General features: G+C 55.2%; 13 protein-coding genes and 1 pseudogene. 11 read left to right on the forward strand and 3 right to left on the reverse strand.

All coding sequences use genetic code 11. The features are described 5' to 3' along the window. Nucleotide 1: 1 nt before the first annotated feature. From H6G62_RS18305 to H6G62_RS18320, 4 genes are all read left to right on the forward strand, one after another. On the forward strand, nt 2-1,543 hold the full coding sequence (locus tag H6G62_RS18305) for a low-complexity tail membrane protein (RefSeq protein ID WP_190497769.1): 1,542 nt from the start codon (nt 2-4) through the stop codon (nt 1,541-1,543). Between the two features lie 206 nt (nt 1,544-1,749). Next, nucleotides 1,750-1,950, forward strand: a complete 201-nt coding sequence (locus H6G62_RS18310; RefSeq protein WP_190497771.1) for a hypothetical protein — start codon at nt 1,750-1,752, stop codon at nt 1,948-1,950. Between the two features lie 143 nt (nt 1,951-2,093). Further along, nucleotides 2,094-4,010, forward strand: a complete 1,917-nt coding sequence (locus H6G62_RS18315) for a GTPase (RefSeq protein ID WP_190497772.1) — start codon at nt 2,094-2,096, stop codon at nt 4,008-4,010. A gap of 92 nt (nt 4,011-4,102) precedes the next feature. After that, nucleotides 4,103-4,972 (forward strand): aldose epimerase, encoded by an 870-nt coding sequence (locus H6G62_RS18320; RefSeq protein WP_190497774.1) that lies wholly within the window; start codon nt 4,103-4,105, stop codon nt 4,970-4,972. Nucleotides 4,973-5,177: 205 nt separating this feature from the next. Here H6G62_RS18320 and cysC read toward each other — a convergent pair whose 3' ends face one another. After that, on the reverse strand, nt 5,178-5,723 hold the full coding sequence (gene cysC / locus H6G62_RS18325; RefSeq protein ID WP_190497776.1) for an adenylyl-sulfate kinase: 546 nt from the start codon (nt 5,721-5,723) through the stop codon (nt 5,178-5,180). 1,271 nt (nt 5,724-6,994) lie between these two features. On the opposite strand from cysC, the gene H6G62_RS18330 reads away from it, so the two are divergent. Both H6G62_RS18330 and H6G62_RS18335 read left to right on the forward strand, forming a co-directional pair. Then, the gene (locus H6G62_RS18330) at nt 6,995-8,161 is read left to right on the forward strand and encodes a sodium-dependent bicarbonate transport family permease (protein ID WP_190497778.1); all 1,167 of its coding nucleotides are present in this window, start codon (nt 6,995-6,997) and stop codon (nt 8,159-8,161) included. An 85-nt stretch (nt 8,162-8,246) separates the two neighbouring features. Further along, nucleotides 8,247-8,579, forward strand: a complete 333-nt coding sequence (locus tag H6G62_RS18335) for a hypothetical protein (RefSeq protein ID WP_190497779.1) — start codon at nt 8,247-8,249, stop codon at nt 8,577-8,579. A 67-nt stretch (nt 8,580-8,646) separates the two neighbouring features. Here the strand turns inward: H6G62_RS18335 and H6G62_RS18340 are convergent, their stop codons facing one another. Continuing rightward, complete coding sequence (locus tag H6G62_RS18340) at nt 8,647-9,609, reverse strand: YihY/virulence factor BrkB family protein (protein WP_190497781.1); 963 nt, start codon at nt 9,607-9,609, stop codon at nt 8,647-8,649. A gap of 213 nt (nt 9,610-9,822) precedes the next feature. Then, on the reverse strand, nt 9,823-10,563 hold the full coding sequence (locus H6G62_RS18345) for an HAD family phosphatase (RefSeq protein WP_190497783.1): 741 nt from the start codon (nt 10,561-10,563) through the stop codon (nt 9,823-9,825). Between the two features lie 369 nt (nt 10,564-10,932). Here H6G62_RS18345 and H6G62_RS18350 point away from each other — a divergent pair, with 369 nt between their 5' ends. The 5 genes and pseudogenes from H6G62_RS18350 to H6G62_RS18370 all read left to right on the forward strand — a co-directional run bounded on the left by H6G62_RS18350 (nt 10,933) and on the right by H6G62_RS18370 (nt 16,108). Continuing rightward, nucleotides 10,933-11,718 carry an RNA polymerase sigma factor SigF gene (locus H6G62_RS18350; protein WP_190497785.1) on the forward strand — a complete coding sequence of 262 codons (786 nt, stop codon included), beginning with the start codon at nt 10,933-10,935 and terminating at the stop codon, nt 11,716-11,718. 145 nt (nt 11,719-11,863) lie between these two features. Continuing rightward, nucleotides 11,864-13,054: a branched-chain amino acid ABC transporter permease gene (locus tag H6G62_RS18355; protein WP_199325101.1), complete on the forward strand. Its 1,191-nt coding sequence runs from the start codon at nt 11,864-11,866 to the stop codon at nt 13,052-13,054. 4 nt (nt 13,055-13,058) lie between these two features. After that, the gene (urtC, locus tag H6G62_RS18360) at nt 13,059-14,234 is read left to right on the forward strand and encodes an urea ABC transporter permease subunit UrtC (protein WP_190497788.1); all 1,176 of its coding nucleotides are present in this window, start codon (nt 13,059-13,061) and stop codon (nt 14,232-14,234) included. Nucleotides 14,235-14,288: 54 nt separating this feature from the next. Then, a pseudogene (gene urtD / locus H6G62_RS18365) lies at nt 14,289-15,026 on the forward strand (urea ABC transporter ATP-binding protein UrtD); the annotation flags it as partial. Nucleotides 15,027-15,547: 521 nt separating this feature from the next. Then, nucleotides 15,548-16,108: a Panacea domain-containing protein gene (locus H6G62_RS18370; RefSeq protein WP_190497792.1), complete on the forward strand. Its 561-nt coding sequence runs from the start codon at nt 15,548-15,550 to the stop codon at nt 16,106-16,108. Nucleotides 16,109-16,309 lie beyond the last annotated feature (201 nt).

The raw sequence follows: 16,309 nt of genomic DNA on the forward strand, positions 1-16,309 counted from the left end.
TATGGCTACCCACCGCTACGACCCGTACCTTTGGGTACACCTGGCTGGCATCGCCACGGTTCCTCTGTGGCTGGCGATCTCTATGTTGGGTTTAGCGGTGGGGTCGCCCCAGTGGCCCGGTCTCGAACTGGCGCTGCTGGCCGGGTTGGGGGTTTTGCCTGCGCTGTGGATGCAACTTGGGCGACCCTTCTACATTTTCAGTTTGCTAGCGCTCACGCTGAAGCCGACGGCTCTCAGCGATGATCAGCGGCGTATGCTGACCCTCTTTCAGCAATGGTGGGTGCGTAGTCTGGCGGTCGTGTCTCCGGTACTGCTGGTGTGGCTGCTCTGGGAAATCTATCCTAGGGCTGTCGTGGCTTCAGACATCACTCCCTTCGCCTCTTTGGGGCATTTTGGAGGGCTGGCAGTAGCGGCGGGATCCTTCGCCATGGCCAACCTGTTTTTCCAGGTGCCCATTAGTGTTCTTGCTGTCATGGCCACCTCTGACAAGCGCTTTAAACGCACTGTGCCCTATCCTTTGGATGAGGTAAATGCTAACTTTACCCAGGTGGGAATTCCCTTGAATCGCCTGTTACCTGAGGTTCTGCCGCCCGATGGTGTAGTGCCTGCGGTGGAGGATATCGTTGATCAAGAAATTGTTTTACAAAAGCCGGACGCGGCTGATTTAGAAGCTGCTGTCGGCACAGAACTCGTTGAGGCAGAATTGGCGGCGGCAGAACTTATTGACCTAGAAGCAGCCAGATCTCTTGAGTGGGACACTACAGCATTCGAGCCCAAAATGAACGAAGCCCAAGTGTGGGCCGAAGCCCTCCAGCCTTCAATCGATCCCTCTGAAGTTTTGGCCCATGAGGATCTTCTAGACGCAGCGCTAACAACCCCAGGTGATCACCAAGGCTGGAACAACGAGGAGATAGCCGATCATCTGCCCGTCAGCGTTGGGGTTGAAGACAACACGGCGGCGGAGCTTGAAACCGTCGAGGTTGAATCTGAAGCACAGGCAACCGTTGACACGACGGTTTATATCCCCACGGAGTTCACCGCTGATGATAGATCGTTGACTGAAAACCTAGACCCAGCAACGGCAGAGGTCGCCGAACCTGCCATACTCTCTCTAGCCGACGACATGGCCCATCTCGACGGCTTGGGTTCGTCCAGTGGCGACACCGCAATTAACGACCCTACAGCCGTTGAGGCGATGGTTGAAACTAGCGACCTCGAAACTAGCGACCTCGAAACTAGCGACCTTACCACCGAAGTGGCGGTCGAAGCGACTGACATTGAAGCTTACGACCTTGAAACTAACGACATTACCGTTGAAGCGACGGTTGAGGCCGTTGAAGTTGACGTTGTAGCTGAGGTTTCAGTGTCCGAAGCCCAAGCCAAGGCCCAAGCCGAAGCCCCTGACGACTGGGATCATGGCAATGATAGCTGGGATCAGACGGCCCACGATTGGAAACAAGACCCCGACTGGGAAGCCTCGGTAGAGTCGGTCAAGGATCGTGCGGTTGAAGTGGCTGTGGTGCGGATATCCGACCCATCTTAATTTTTGGCCCAGGGTTAAGCCGTTTGGGGACTGAATTGTGGCCCCAAGCACAATGGCCCCCAAGAAACTTGCGCTATCTTAAACCTATAGCCCTTGCGCCAACGGGTCAAAGTTCAGCGGTATTACCCACCCTGACGCCGACCTCATTTCCTATTCGGTGCAGTGTTTGTTTTTGTTGATTGACCTAAGACGTTGTTGAGGCAGCTATGGCAGTATCTCGTTCTGCGGATTCCCGCGCCCTTTCCGATCACGCCCGCATCTGGAGCAGCCTACGATCTGCAATCGCCAGCAGTTCGGGCTTTCGGAGCTGGAAAGGTGAGCTTTCGGAAGGCGAAGCGGATAACGTTTCCCTGGATTACCTCGTGCGCCGCTATCTGCGCGAAACCCTAGAGACCCTCGCCTACTAGCGCTTGCCCCTAGGGCCGATTTAAGGCGCTCTAAACTCGTTTGAGCCGAAACAGTCGCAGCCCTGCTGTGGCTGTTTTGCGTTTTATGGACTGGACAGGAGGGCTATAGTAGTAGCGAGTCCAGCGAATGAGGAACTCCCGCCATGATTCAGTTTCAGCCCTGGCAGTGGATTGTCTTGGCTCTGCCGCCCTTGGCTATTGTGGGGTTTGTCATGGCGGCGGCGGGGGCACAAATTCATGCCTGGGGGATTAACTGGATTTGGGCCGGGGTGGCGGTAGTGTTAGTGGGCTGGCGGTGGCTGCTGGCCCGCTGGCTTAAGCCGTTACGGCAGCCCATGGCTGAGGCTCTGAAGCAGGCGGAACAGGATTTGGAAGCAGTGGTGGAGGCGGCGACACCCGATACGGCAATAGGCTCCGAGGCCGAGGCGGCATTAGAGAAAATTTTGGAGCAGGCCCAAGCCGATCCGCCCGTTTGGGAAGACTGGAATCCTTTTTGGGATCGTTGCCGGGAGGTGGTGACGGCGGTGGCCCAGGCTTATCACCCGGAGGTAAAGTATCCCCTGCTGAATATCTACGTGCCCGACGCCTACGGCCTGCTGCGGGGCACCGTGGACGAGATGGATCGCTGGATGGATCAGCTCTCTCCGGTGCTGGGGCAGGTGACGGTGGGGCAAGCTGTGCAGGGCTATGAGGTCTATCGCAAGCTGGAGCCCGTGGCTGGAAAACTGTGGCAAGCCTGGGGCTGGGCACAGTGGTTCCTGAATCCCGCCGCCGCCGCCGCTCGCACCGTCAGCCAGCCCGCCAGTAACGTGGCCAATCAACAGTTGTTGGGCAATCTTAGCCTGCTGCTGCGGGAAGCGGCCCTGCGTAACCTCTACCGTCAGGCGGTGGCGCTCTATGGCGGTCAACTGCCGGAGATGCCCCTGCCTACGGACAAGGCTTCAGCGTTGCCCCAGGTGAAAACCCAAACCCTGCGGGACATCCTCGACCAGGCGGAACCCGTGGATACCCTGGCCGAAAAGCCCCTGAATTTGCTGCTGGTGGGGCGCACTGGGGCGGGTAAAAGCAGCGTCATCAACACCCTCTTTGAGGCGGATCTGGCCGAGGTGGACGTGTTGCCCAGCACCGACGCCATCCGCACCTATCATTGGCAGGCCGACAGCGGCGAAACCCTCACCCTGTGGGATTCCCCCGGCTACGAACAGGCGGAGCGAGAGGACTACCGTGACGCGTTGTTAGACTGTGCCTATCAATCGGATTTGCTGCTACTGGTGACTCCAGCCCTGGATCCGGCCCTGCAAATGGACGCCGATTTGCTCCAGGATATGCGGGAGGCCGTGCCCGACCTCGGTACCATCGCCATCGTTACCCAGGTGGATCGGCTGCGGCCCCTGCGGGAATGGGATCCCCCCTACGACTGGCAGTGGGGCCATCGGCCCAAGGAAAGCTCTATTCGAGAAGCCACCCAATACCGCCAAACCCAACTGGGAGACCTGTGCGACCGCGTGCTGCCCCTGGTTACCTACGACCCCGCCAGGGGCCGATCCGCTTGGAATACCGAGGCTTTGGCCGCGACCCTCCTGGAGCAGATCGACCCCACCCAGGAACTCCGTCTGGCCCGATTTTTGCGGGATCGGGATGCCAAAGTCATCGCCGCCGCCCGCCTCATTGACCGCTACCGCCTGCAAATGAGCACCACCCAGGGGCTTGCCGCCTTCCTCAAAAGCCCCATCCTGCAATTTTTGGCCACCCTCACCACCGGAACTCCCACTCTGGCCTACCTCTTGGCCGAACAAATTCCCATCGAGCAACTGCCCGTGGTGATTGGCAAACTCCAACTCGCCTACGACCTTTACAAAGTCGTCGCGCCAACCGGGGTAGCGCTCGACCTACTCTCCCTCTGGCCGCTGCTGCTGGATCACAACAGCCACCCCGACAAAGCCGCCTGGGCCTTTGGCCACGCCATGGTGGAGTACTGGACACAATCTCTCACCGCCGACCAAACCCGCCAGCGCATCAACCAATACCTCACCCAGTTTGAATCGGCACATTTGCCTTGAGGGAACAGACGATATGTAGCCTTGATCACCCTGGCAGGGGGGATGCCCCTAGGCTGTGGTAACGTCTAGGCATTGGAGTTTTGAGGTGCTTTGTGTTTGCCGTTGCCCTAAAAGCTGGCCCTACGCCTACGTACATCCTGTCGGATTTGGAAACCTCGTCCCAGTTAGAGTTGGTGTCCCATCGGGGGGGGATTGCAACCCGGTGGCAGGTAGAGAATCAGGAGATTTTGTACTTCGACGAAGCCCGCTTTGCTGATCCCAGTCTCTCGGTGCGGGGGGGCATTCCCATCCTGTTTCCCATCTGCGGCAACCTGCCCAACAACGAGTATCAGATCGACGGCCAGACTTACACCCTCAAACAGCATGGTTTTGCCCGCGATCTCCCTTGGCAGACCACGAATCAAAGCACCACCGATGCCGCCAGTCTCACCCTGGAGTTGGAGAGTTCCGACACCACATTGGCCCAGTATCCCTTTGCCTTTCGGCTGTCGTTTACCTTTGTGCTCTCTGGTCATCGGTTAGAGCTACGACAACAATTTACCAACCTTTCAGATCGGGCCATGCCCTTCTCTACTGGGCTGCATCCCTACTTCTTGGTCAGCGACAAACGTCAGCTTGAGTTTGAAATTCCCTCGACCCAGTTCCAAAACCACCTAACGGGACAAGTAGAACCCTTTGGGGGCCAGTTTGACGTTAGCCAGCCCGAAATTGATCTAGCCTTCCAAAACCTAACGGCCACCGCCGCCACCGTCACCGACCGCCACCTACGCCGACGGATCACCCTCTCCTGGAGCGAAGCCTATACTCGGCTGGTATTTTGGACGGTGCAGGGCAAAGACTACTATTGCCTAGAGCCTTGGACTGGCCCCCGCAACGCCATGAACAGTGGCGACAGTTTGCTGCTGGTTGGGCCCCAGCAAACCCTAGGAACCTCGGTGCGCATGGCGGTAGCGCTGCTGTAAGGCTGATACCAAATCCGAGCTAGAAAATCCCAATTCCCAGCCCGACAAACCGTAGGGGCGAGGTCTCCTCGCCCACTGATACCGTGGCCAAGCAAGCCGGATTGAGGATTGAACCATAGCAATCGGCTAAAGCGATCCCAAGGGTAGGGTGAATAGCGCCAAGGCGAGGCTACACGTCAACGCGCAGTAATGCACCCCTGCAAGGCTAGACTACAGCGGGCTGCTGAAGATAGTCGAGTTCCGTCAGTTTGGCGACGACCTTGGCGACACTTTCCTCAACGGTTTCGGCGTCGGTGTGGCAATGCACTTCGGGGTTGAGGGGGGCTTCGTAGGGGTCATCAATGCCCGTGAATTGCTTAATTTCTCCGGCCCTGGCCCGTTTGTAGAGACCTTTTACATCGCGATCCTCGCAGACCTCTAGGGGTGCATCGACATAGACTTCGACAAAGTCATCAATGCGTTCGCGCACCTCGTCGCGGATGGCGCGGTAGGGGGAAATGGCCGACACCAGCACAATCACACCGTTGCGGGTGAGTAGGTGGGCCACAAAGCCAATGCGGCGAATATTTTCGTCTCGGTCTTCGCGACTAAAGCCCAAGCCCTTGGTGAGGTTTGTCCGCACGATGTCGCCATCAAGAATCTCTAGGCCATAGCCCTGCCGTCTGAGTTCAGTCTCTAGGGCATGGGCAATGGTGGATTTTCCTGACCCACTCAAACCCGTAAACCAAATGGTGACACCGCGCTGTTTCATGGCCATTGATCCTAACGATTCGTCCTACTGCTACTGCCATCCGTCTGCCAATGGCAAACAGGGCTTCCCTAGACTATCGCTAAACGGTCACGACTCGAAATGGCCTGCGTCTCAGGGGCGGCTCTGGGCCCCTGAGCATGGGCTCCTGATCAAAAGCCTAGCTTATTGATCCGTTCAGATAATTGAGAGGGTGGACTGGGGCAACGCAGGGCAACTACCCCACACCCAAGTATAAACTTAAAGATATCGATCAATCGATCACGGAAGAATCATAGAGGTCTCCCTTGGGTTAGGCATTCTGACCCCGTTCGAGCGATCCCGTCTCCGGGCCTGGAGATCGGCTTTAGCACAGGTGAATTTCTGACAGGTGTTTTCGTCACGGGTGGGGTTTAGCCCGCCATTGCCACACACAACTGATCAGCAGAGAACAGACACCATGAATAAGTTTGACTCTACTCAACTACGAACTCGATTGCATAGCACCCGCGAAGGCTGGCTTGTCCAGATCTATAACGGTGATCGCCGCCTTCTCTGGGTGCTGGAGCCGTCCCACGCATGGACATTTTTCTGGGGTTTTGGGTTCGGTCTGCTGCTAGCCGTAGGGTGGTTCAACCTTGCGAGCACCAGTCCATCTACCGCCTATTCGCCCACGCCCATTCCTACCGAAATGTGGGTGGACTAATCTGAGGTTCGTCGGATCACCCCGATCCCTTTCCCCTGGATGGCAGGGCGAGGGAATCTTGCCGCCAGACTCGTGGCCGATCTGGCGGGGCTTGGGGTGGCTTGTGTACCACGGGTGTTGATGCCTTAGCACGGCTGAGCCTTGACCAGGGACTACCCACCACGGCAATGGCGGCGATGGCCTATGGAGTCATGTATTGAGGAAACTCTGCAAACATGATTTACATTAGTCAGGACTATGCCAAATCAGCCAGTCAAAAGAAAAACTTATCTAATGGATTTGACATTGCATTGCAACTTCGTGGTGGAAGGCGTCAACAATCCACTTCTTTCAGGATAGACTCAGTACCATGTAGATTCAGTCTTTAATAGGCTTGAATCTATGGAAGGCGATGTAGGCCAACGGTCGTCTTCCGGCCTAGTTCGGAGATCGGCTATCTCTGAACAGCCTGTCGGCAGGTTTTTGTCAAACACCTGTGTTGTAGGGGTGAAGCGCTGCACCCTTACTTTCTTCAAGTCTTTACCCCATTCTCAAATGCCCACTTATCACAATCACCACTCCTCGCAAGGGGAGGTGGAAGGAGGTTTTCGTGGATTTCTTGCTCAATTTTTTGACCCGGTTTGGATCACAGTTGCAGTCTCCCACCCTGGGGTTTCTGCTTGGCGGTGTCATCATTGCGGCCCTGGGTAGCGAATTGGCCATTCCCGATGCGATCTATAAGTTCATCGTGTTCATGCTGCTGATTAAGGTTGGTCTGACGGGCGGCATGGCTGTTCGCGAAGCCAACTTAACGGAAATGCTGCTACCTGCCCTGTTCGCCATGGTAACAGGCATCGTCATCGTGCTAATCGGACGCTACACCTTTGCCAAGTTTCCGGGCATCCGGGTGGTGGATGCGGTGGCGACGGCGGGCCTATTCGGTGCCGTGAGTGGCTCCACCATGGTCGCTGGTATCACCATGCTGGAAGGCCAAGGCATGGAATTTGAAGCCTGGGCTGGCGCACTCTATCCCTTCATGGATATCCCAGCGCTGGTGACCGCCATCGTGGTGGCCAGCATTTACACCAACAAGCAAAAGCGCGATAAGTACCTCAAAAACGAGAAATTCCTCAGCCAGGAGTATGTAGACAGACAACCCGTTGCCGCTGGCAGCTATGCCGATGAAGTGGGTGGTTCCTCCGGTGGGTATTCCGGCGAATCGGGCGGTTCCGCAGGGGCCTATGCCAGTGGGTCGGGCGGTGCTGCCAGCGGAAAAGTTCAGATTTGGCCCATCATCAAGGAAAGCCTTCAGGGATCAGCCCTCTCGGCCCTGCTGCTGGGGATGGCCCTCGGTATTCTCACCCGCCCCGAAAGCGTCTACGAAAGCTTCTACGATCCCCTCTTCCGAGGTTTGCTGTCCATCCTGATGCTGATCATGGGTATGGAAGCCTGGGCCAGATTGAACGAACTGCGCAAGGTCGCTCAGTGGTATGCGCTGTACGCCTTTGTCGCTCCCTTTCTCCATGGATTTATCGCCTTCGGTCTCGGCATGGTTGCCCACTACGCCACTGGCTTTAGCCCTGGCGGTGTCGCCCTCCTCGCCGTCATTGCCGCCTCCAGTTCCGACATCTCTGGCCCACCCACCCTGCGGGCAGGCATTCCCTCGGCCAACCCCTCGGCCTACATCGGAGCCTCCACCGCCATTGGTACTCCGGTTGCCATTGCCCTGTGCATCCCGCTCTTCGTCGGGCTGGCCCAGGCAATGACGGGGGGCTAATTCCAAAACGGTTCCAGTTTGTCCGGGTTCCTGTGGCCCAGTAACCCAGTGATTCAATGAATGTAGACATAAGGAGGTCATCCCCATGGCTAAACCAGCCAAAAAGCTCGTTATCATCACCGAAAAGTTGCTGCTGAAACAAGTCGCCAAAATCATCGAGTCCTCTGGGGCTAGCGGCTACACCGTATTGGAAACGGGTGGTAAAGGCAGCCGGAATATGCGCTCATCGGGGCAACCCAGCGTCTCTGATACCACCGCAAATATCAAGTTTGAGGTACTCACGGATACGAAGGAGATGGCCCTCGCGATTTCGGATCAGGTCGCCGCCCAATTTTTCAACGATTATGCGGGCATCATCTATATCTGTGACGCCGAAGTCCTCTACGCACACAGTTTCTGTGGCCCAGAGGGTTGTTGAGCTTAGGCGGAATAGCCCTAAACAGCCGGAGTTATCCCTTCGGCTGTTGGCTACCTTTTGGGCGAGGTCAGTGGGGATTGATGTGGCGGTGGCCACGCCGACTACCAAACAAATGGGCATAGACGTAGGTCAACTCCCCCCCCAGGAAGAAAATCTGACTCGTCAAATAAATCCACAACATCAGCACCATAAAACTGCTGACTACACCGTAGGATTGAAAACGGCTTCCCAGGCTAATCACACTATTGGTAATTAATTGCTGCAATATCAGCCATAAAATGGCGGTGAACAGAGCCCCCAGCCATACGTCACCCCAGGCAATGTAGGTGCGGGGCAAAATCTTATAGAGCACCCCGACCACTAAAATCAAAATAATAGAGGATACGCCCAGTTGCAGGGAGGGCAAAAGCTGTACCCAGTCAATATTTTCGATAGAAAACAACGTATTAAATTTCTCTAGCAGCCTCAGTAGCGTATCAATGGCAATGTTAGTGAGGAGTGAAACAAACACTAACCCAGCGGATCCAATCACGAGGAGAAATGCCAAAAACCGTCGCCATAGAAAAGTCAGAGCTACCCCCGGCACCCATTTCACGGAGCGGTGGTGCTGATCAACTCGCCAAATTTTGTCAAAGGATCGGCTGAGGGCACCAAAAAAACCACTGGCGGTGAACAAAAGGATGCCAAAGCCAATCAGACTTGCACGGGTGCTTCCGGCATGAAATTGCATCAGGGTGGCTTGTACGATGGGAAAGGCATCGGGGGGGAGAGCTTCCTGGGCAAAGTTCAGCACGGTATTAAACGCCGCCGTGCTGGGGCCAATCAGAAAGCCCACCACACTCAGCACCACCAAAATCATCGGAAACAAAGAAAAAACGCCGTAGTAAGACAGCGCCGCCCCCATTTCGAGGCAGTCGTCTTGCTGCCACTTGAGGAAGGTGCGACCAATCAGTTTTACCCAGGGCGATTGCCCCACCCGATACCGAAAAAAATCGAGCATATTACTGTGGTTGATCCAGTGGAGGGCCATGGCCCATGCCCGACGCCAATACCCAAAATAGGTGAGTTGCCTCTTCATTCTACCGACCTGGTCACTGTGATAGGGGGGCGCTGTCGGTCATTACATTGACACAAAAGCTCAGAAATGGAACATCGACGTTTGCGAATCGTTGCGCTTTGGCCGACCCGTCTTTGTCCTGGGGATCGCTGTTGCCCTGTCCATATCCTACGTCCGTATCCTGAGCTAGGCAGAGGGGCTAGGGGTTGCTGCGGGGGTTGGCCTATCCGCATAGTAGGGCTGAAGCCACTCCAGGCTGAGCTCATAGAGATGGTCTACGGCCCAATTGGCGCGACGATGGATCATGTGGTAGGGAAAGGCATGGGCGACCCCCACCACCGGAACCCCTGCCCGTCGAGCGGACTCAATACCTGCAAAGGAGTCCTCCACGGCAAGGCAGTTGGCGGCGGTTAACCCCAAATCTGGAAATTGCTGGTTAAGGCGTGCAATGGCCAGGAGATAGCCATCGGGAGCGGGCTTACTGGCGGCCACGGCTAGGTCGTCGCCCGAAACGATAGTATGCACATAGTCGGCCATCCCCGCTAGGGCTAGCACGGCGTCAATTTCGCTGCGGCGTGCCCCGGACACAATGGCCAGTTTGAGGTGGGCGGCCCGGATTTGGTAAACCACGTCCTCAAGGCCGGGATAGAGGGGGATAGAGTCTAGGGCGGCCAGGGCATCGCGGTAGCGAGCGGCCTTGCGATCTAGAAATTTGTTCAGTTGCGCCTCGGTCACCACCCGCCCCTGGCGCTGCCACAGATCCGTAATGCAGGCTCGATCCGTACGACCTAGACAGACCTGCTGATAATCCTCGAGGCTAGGGCGTAGGTTCTCCTCTAGCAGCAAGTCCTGAATCAGCGTTTGGTGCAAGGGCTCATCATTGATAATGACGCCGTTAAAGTCTAGCAATACCGCCCGTAACACCATAACCCCAACCTAATTTGCCTAAATTAATTTGCCTAAAACAATGTGAAGAAATCGCAACTTTAGAGAATATTCTCTAGCTTAGCCCGTTTTTTGGGTATTCAAAGGGAAGACAGTCTGACAAAAGGGTTATCAACCGCCCCGTCCTAAGGGACTTTACGGAATCGCCAGCCGTTCTGCCCAAAAGCTTGATGAACAATGCTTTCAGCTTTACAACTATAGCTGAAAGAACACTTGTGTCCGTGGAAACACGGAGGCAATATTTCCGCTGTGCCCAGAGTCCCGTGGATCAACGATGGTGACCTTTCTGGCGTCCTTAGAAAATAGTACACAGTTCCCCTGGAACTCGCTCTCGCAAGGACATCCGCAGATATGGCTACTCAAACTTCCTCAATTCGCTTTCGGGGTATGGAACTGCTGGCGGAGTACCAAAAGAATCCCTCGGTTCAGTTGCGCAATCAGCTCGTTCGCCTCAATGCTGGTTTGGTTCGCAAAATTGCCCACCGAATTAGCCATCAATGTTCCGAACCCTATGAAGATCTCGAACAAATTGGTTACCTAGGCTTAATTCGCGCTATCGAACGATTTAAGCCGACCCAAGGCTGCGCCTTTAGCTCCTTCGCCGTTCCCTACATCCGTGGCGAAATGTTGCACTTCCTGCGGGATCGGGGCACCGCCGTCAAAATTCCCCGGCGCTGGCAGGATCTACACAAAGAGGCCCAGCGATTTCAGGCCGACATGATGCGCGACCTGGGGCAAGCGCCCTCCGATGGCGAAGTTGCCCTGGCCCTCGGTGTTTCTTTGAAAGAATGGCGTGAAGTAAAAATGGCCCACAAAAATCGTCTCCCCCTCAGCCTAGATACCACCGTTTGCCAGCAGATGGATTCGGCCATTACCCTAGGAGAAACCCTGCCCGATACCCATTATCTCTTCATGCAAGCCCTGGAAGAAGATCGGCAGCAGATTCAACGGGCCATGGGCCAACTCGAAAGCAAAACCCGCGTCGCCATCGACTTTGTCTTTTTCAAGGGGCTCTCTCGCAAGGAAGTTGCCGCCAAGATTGGCGTCAGCCCCATGACCGTCACCCGCCGTATTCATCGGGGCATAGACCAAATGATTGGCTACCTTCAGCCCCAAGCCCTACAAACCGATCCCTAGGGGCTACCCACGGCTAGGCTAGGTCAGGGAATCGCAACAAATGTTGCTGATGAACATTTCTAAAGGCGCTACACCTCCTAGGATCGGCTCTGTTGTAGCGGTCAGACATTGACTTCCCCAGGGAAGACGGTGACGGATCCGCATTATGGAAGCGGTAGGTACAGTGCTAGAAGGCTTAATTGGTGGCCTGTTCAACGGCATTAGCATTGGTGCAGTGCTGTTGATTGTGGCCTTGGGTTTGGCCATTGTGTTTGGCCTCATGGGGGTAATTAACCTCGCCCACGGGGAGTTGATGATGTTTGGGGCCTACACCACCTTTGTGGTGCAGAACGTGGCCAAAAGTATGGGCGGCATGGCCCCAGAGATATATATTTTTGCGGCGTTGCCCCTGGCCTTTTTAGTGGCGGCGGCCATTGGGTTATTTCTCGAACGAACGGTGATTCGCTATCTCTACGGGCGACCGCTGGAAACCCTTTTGGCTACCTGGGGTGTCAGCTTGATTATGATCCAATTCATCCGCAGCGTGAGCTGGCCCATGGTGATTGGGCTCGTGGTGTTTGCGGCGCTGTATGTCGTCGGACGCTGGGTGCTGACCCGCTACACCGACTGGGATCGGATCCAGGACTGGGCCAATCCCCTCTTTTTGGGGCTGTCTGGGGCCATCGCCGCCCTCACCTGGGTGTTGGTGCAGGGGGCTGGCGGTGCCCAGTTTGTGCGGCCCTGGTTTGGGGCGCGTAATGTGGATGTGACACCTCCAAGCTGGCTGCGGGGCGGCGTTGCCCTGGGCACAACCCTGCAATTTCCCTATGCCCGTTTGTTCATCATTGCCCTGACGATTCTCTGCCTGGTGGCGGTGTACTGGTTCCTCAACGGCACCGCCTGGGGTCTGCGGATTCGCTCCGTCACCCAAAACCGAGGCATGAGCGCTTGTTTGGGCATTCCCACCGACCGAGTGGACGCCCTCACCTTTGCCCTGGGCTCTGGCTTGGCTGGGATTGCTGGGTGCGCGGTGACGCTCCTGGGTTCCGTGGGGCCAAACCTGGGGGCCAACTACATTGTGGATGCCTTCATGGTCGTTGTTGTAGGCGGCGTGGGCAAACTGGTGGGCAGCATTGTGGCGGCGTTGTTAATTGGCACCACCAGCTACCTGATTGGTTCGGGCACCCTGGCCGTGATTTTGCCGCCGACGGATTTTTTCAAACCCGCCATCGATTTCTTTACCTTCTTTGCCACCACCAGCATGGCCAAGGTGATGGTATTTGCGTTAATTATTGCCTTCTTGCAGGTGCGGCCCGCTGGGCTGTTCCCGCCGAAGGGTCGTTCTGTGGAGTTGTAGGGTGATGGTGTCTGAAGCAACCACACAGCCGCGTGTTGCGGTTAAGGCCAGCCAAAAGCGAAAATTTTTGATTGAAGCGGCGGTCGTGATCGCCATAGCGCTGATCCTGATTGTGATCATGCCGCTCTTTCTGTCGGGGTTTCGGCTCAATTTGCTGGGTCGTTTTTTGGCCCTGGCCATTGTCGCCCTAGGAATTGATTTAATCTGGGGATTTACGGGGCTACTCAGCCTAGGTCACGGCATTTTCTTTGCCCTCGGTGGCTATGCCTTCGCCATGTATTTGGAACTCAATACGTTGCCGGAAGGCCGCATCCCAGAGTTTTTTGGCCTCTATGGCGTAACAGAACTCCCCTGGTTTTGGCAACCCTTTAACTCGTTTCCGTTCACCCTGATTGCCATTTTTACCATTCCGGCCATTGTGGCAGGATTATTAGGCTATCTGGTCTTTCGGAATCGCATTCGGGGGGTTTATTTTTCGATTTTGACCCAAGCCGCCCTGGTGGTATTTTTCAACTTTTTCAACGGTCAGCAAAAGCTGATCAACGGCACTAACGGACTCAAAACCTCTACCTCAGTCTTTATGGGGCAGCAGGTGGGCACCGACGGCATGAGGATGTTTTTCTACATCACCACGGTGGTCGCCCTGATAGCCATGTATGCCCTCTGCCGCTGGCTCACCAGTGGACGCTTTGGCCGTATGTTAGTGGCCATCCGCGACGACGAAAATCGAGTGCGTTTTTCCGGCTACGATCCCACCGCCTTTAAGGTCTTGGTGTTTGCGGTATCCGGTGCCATTGCGGGCATTGCTGGCGCACTCTATACCGTGCAATCCGGCATCATTTCGCCCCAGGTGATGGACATTGCCTTCTCCATTGAAATGGTGATTTGGGTGGCCGTGGGCGGCAGGGCAACCCTAGTCGGAGCCATCCTCGGTGCGGTGCTGGTCAACATGGCCCGCAGCCTGCTGAGCGAACGCTTCCCCGATGTGTGGCTGTTCTTCCAGGGGGCGCTGTTTTTGATTGTGGTGACGGCCCTACCCGACGGCATCATCGGCTGGGGCCGCAGCACCTTTGGCCCCACCATCAGCAACTTGCTGGGCCTTGCTCCCACAGATGTCCCCTATACCGATGGCAGCGAACCTGCTCCAATCGTCGAAACCCCCGAATACGCCGAAAAGTAGGGTGCATTCGCGCCAGCAATGCACCCATTCCCATCCCATTCTCATCCACTCAAAATGAGCACCAAAGTCCTCGATATCCAAGATGTCACCGTCAGCTTCGACGGCTTTAAGGCCCTCAATAACCTCAACTTTTCCATGGAGGAGGGCGAACTGCGGGTGATCATCGGCCCCAACGGCGCAGGCAAGACCACCTTTTTGGACGTAATTACGGGCAAAACCAAACCCACCGAAGGCGCGGCCTACTTTAAGGGGCAAGACCTGCGGAAATTTAAGGAACACGAAATCGCCCGATTGGGGATTGGTCGCAAATTCCAAACGCCTAGGGTTTATCTAAACCTCAGCCCCAGGGAAAATCTGGAGCTTTCCTGCAATCGCGACAAAAACGTTTTCGCCACCCTGTTTAAGAAAACCCCCACCGCCGAAAAGCGTACCGTGGGCGGCCTACTCGAAACCATTGGCCTCACCGCCAAGGCGGATATTCCGGCAGCGTTGCTCTCCCACGGGGAAAAACAGTGGCTTGAGATTGGCATGTTGGTGGCCCAATCCCCCGATTTGCTGTTGGTGGATGAACCCGTGGCGGGCCTCACCGATGAAGAAACTGAGCAGACTGGAAACCTGCTCCTGTCCCTGGCTGAAAGCCACTCCATTGTGGTGATTGAGCACGACATGGAATTTGTGCGGCAGATTGCCCGCCAGGTCACCGTGCTGCACCAGGGCACCGTGCTGTGTGAGGGCACCATGGATGAAATTCAGAACGACCCCAAGGTAATCGAAGTTTACCTGGGCAAGGAAACTAACCTCAGCCCAGAGCAAATGCTGCTGCTGCGGATTGCCGCCACCATGGCCTGGGCCGACGACAACTTTGCCGACGTGCAGCAGGAGGTAATTTTAGATCGCCTCAGCCGCAAATTTGCCCACAGCCCCGACGAACAAGCCACCCTCCGCGACGACCTCAAGGATCTCCTTGCCAAGGAAATTCCTCTGGAAGACCTGGTGCCCCAACTCACCACCGACGCCCAGCGGGAAGATGCCCTAATGCTGAGCTACGAGGTGATTAGCTCCAACACCATCAATCAAACCGAGGCCGTGGTGTACCAAAAGCTGCTGAACCTGCTGAATCTGCCCCCGGAAACGGTGCAGCGTTTGGAAGTAGCGGCGTTAGAAGAACTCGCGGCTAGGGGATAGCCAAGTAGAAACGGTGGGCCATGCCTACCCTACGACGGACGACGCTAAGGCTTTGTAACACAGAGATGATGATCAGAGCGTGAGTTTGTACGATGTACGTAGCGCCCATCTTTTCAATGTAGGTAGATATGGAAATCCATTTTCGGTTTGATCCAGAAAAGACCGTGGAGGCGACTGCTTTTCTGCTGAAGTTGCATGGTGAACCAATAAATTCTTTCGATCTATTAAAGATGCTCTACATGGCAGATCGGATAGCTCTACAAACGATGGATCAACCCATTACAGGGGATCAGTATATCTCTACGGACTGTGGCCCTGTTCTGAGTACGGTTTACTACTTAATTCAGGGTAAGTCTTTGGATGAAATTTCTCCTACTTGGGAGAAATTCATTGCTCCTTGCGATGATAAACGTATCTATTTAGTCGATGATCCAGGGGTAGGGAATCTATGCGATGAGGAAGAAGGAATTCTAAAGGACGTTTATTACAATTTTATCCAGTCTGATTCATGTCATCGTTTAGAGTGGGGCCAAAATTTTCCAGAGTGGAAAAAATCCTATGATTTTTCGTATCCATCAATTCCTGTAGAAAGAATTTTGAAGGTTTTAGGCAAAACCGATCATGAAATCAACAGTATTCGTCAAGAAGCCCTTCGAGAGGCTTACCTAGATGAGGTGTTGAGTGGCTGATATTGTGATCAAACTAGGGGATGCCTTTTTGCTGGATACACCCCCGAATGGTCAGCACTTGTATATTGCCATTGCAAAAACCGCTCAAGATAAATAAGCTGTTAGTCATCTAAACTGCGTATAATACATTAAAATTCTGGAATAAGCCATGGGAGTCAGAAACTATCTAACGTCAGAGGAAAAGCAAGAGCTTCAGAAGCA

Source organism: Phormidium sp. FACHB-1136, from assembly GCF_014697375.1.
Taxonomy (GTDB): Bacteria; Cyanobacteriota; Cyanobacteriia; order Phormidesmidales; family Phormidesmidaceae; genus Nodosilinea.

Coding starts and splice junctions, on each gene's coding strand:
- H6G62_RS18335 (WP_190497779.1), top strand. CDS start 8,247: ATGGCTAAACCAGCCAAAAAGCTCGTTATCATCACCGAAAAGTTGCTG.
- H6G62_RS18345 (WP_190497783.1), bottom strand. CDS start 10,563: ATGGTGTTACGGGCGGTATTGCTAGACTTTAACGGCGTCATTATCAAT.
- H6G62_RS18355 (WP_199325101.1), top strand. CDS start 11,864: ATGGAAGCGGTAGGTACAGTGCTAGAAGGCTTAATTGGTGGCCTGTTC.
- urtC (WP_190497788.1), top strand. CDS start 13,059: ATGGTGTCTGAAGCAACCACACAGCCGCGTGTTGCGGTTAAGGCCAGC.
- H6G62_RS18350 (WP_190497785.1), top strand. CDS start 10,933: ATGGCTACTCAAACTTCCTCAATTCGCTTTCGGGGTATGGAACTGCTG.
- H6G62_RS18315 (WP_190497772.1), top strand. CDS start 2,094: ATGATTCAGTTTCAGCCCTGGCAGTGGATTGTCTTGGCTCTGCCGCCC.
- H6G62_RS18310 (WP_190497771.1), top strand. CDS start 1,750: ATGGCAGTATCTCGTTCTGCGGATTCCCGCGCCCTTTCCGATCACGCC.
- H6G62_RS18370 (WP_190497792.1), top strand. CDS start 15,548: ATGGAAATCCATTTTCGGTTTGATCCAGAAAAGACCGTGGAGGCGACT.
- cysC (WP_190497776.1), bottom strand. CDS start 5,723: ATGAAACAGCGCGGTGTCACCATTTGGTTTACGGGTTTGAGTGGGTCA.
- H6G62_RS18305 (WP_190497769.1), top strand. CDS start 2: ATGGCTACCCACCGCTACGACCCGTACCTTTGGGTACACCTGGCTGGC.
- H6G62_RS18340 (WP_190497781.1), bottom strand. CDS start 9,609: ATGGCCCTCCACTGGATCAACCACAGTAATATGCTCGATTTTTTTCGG.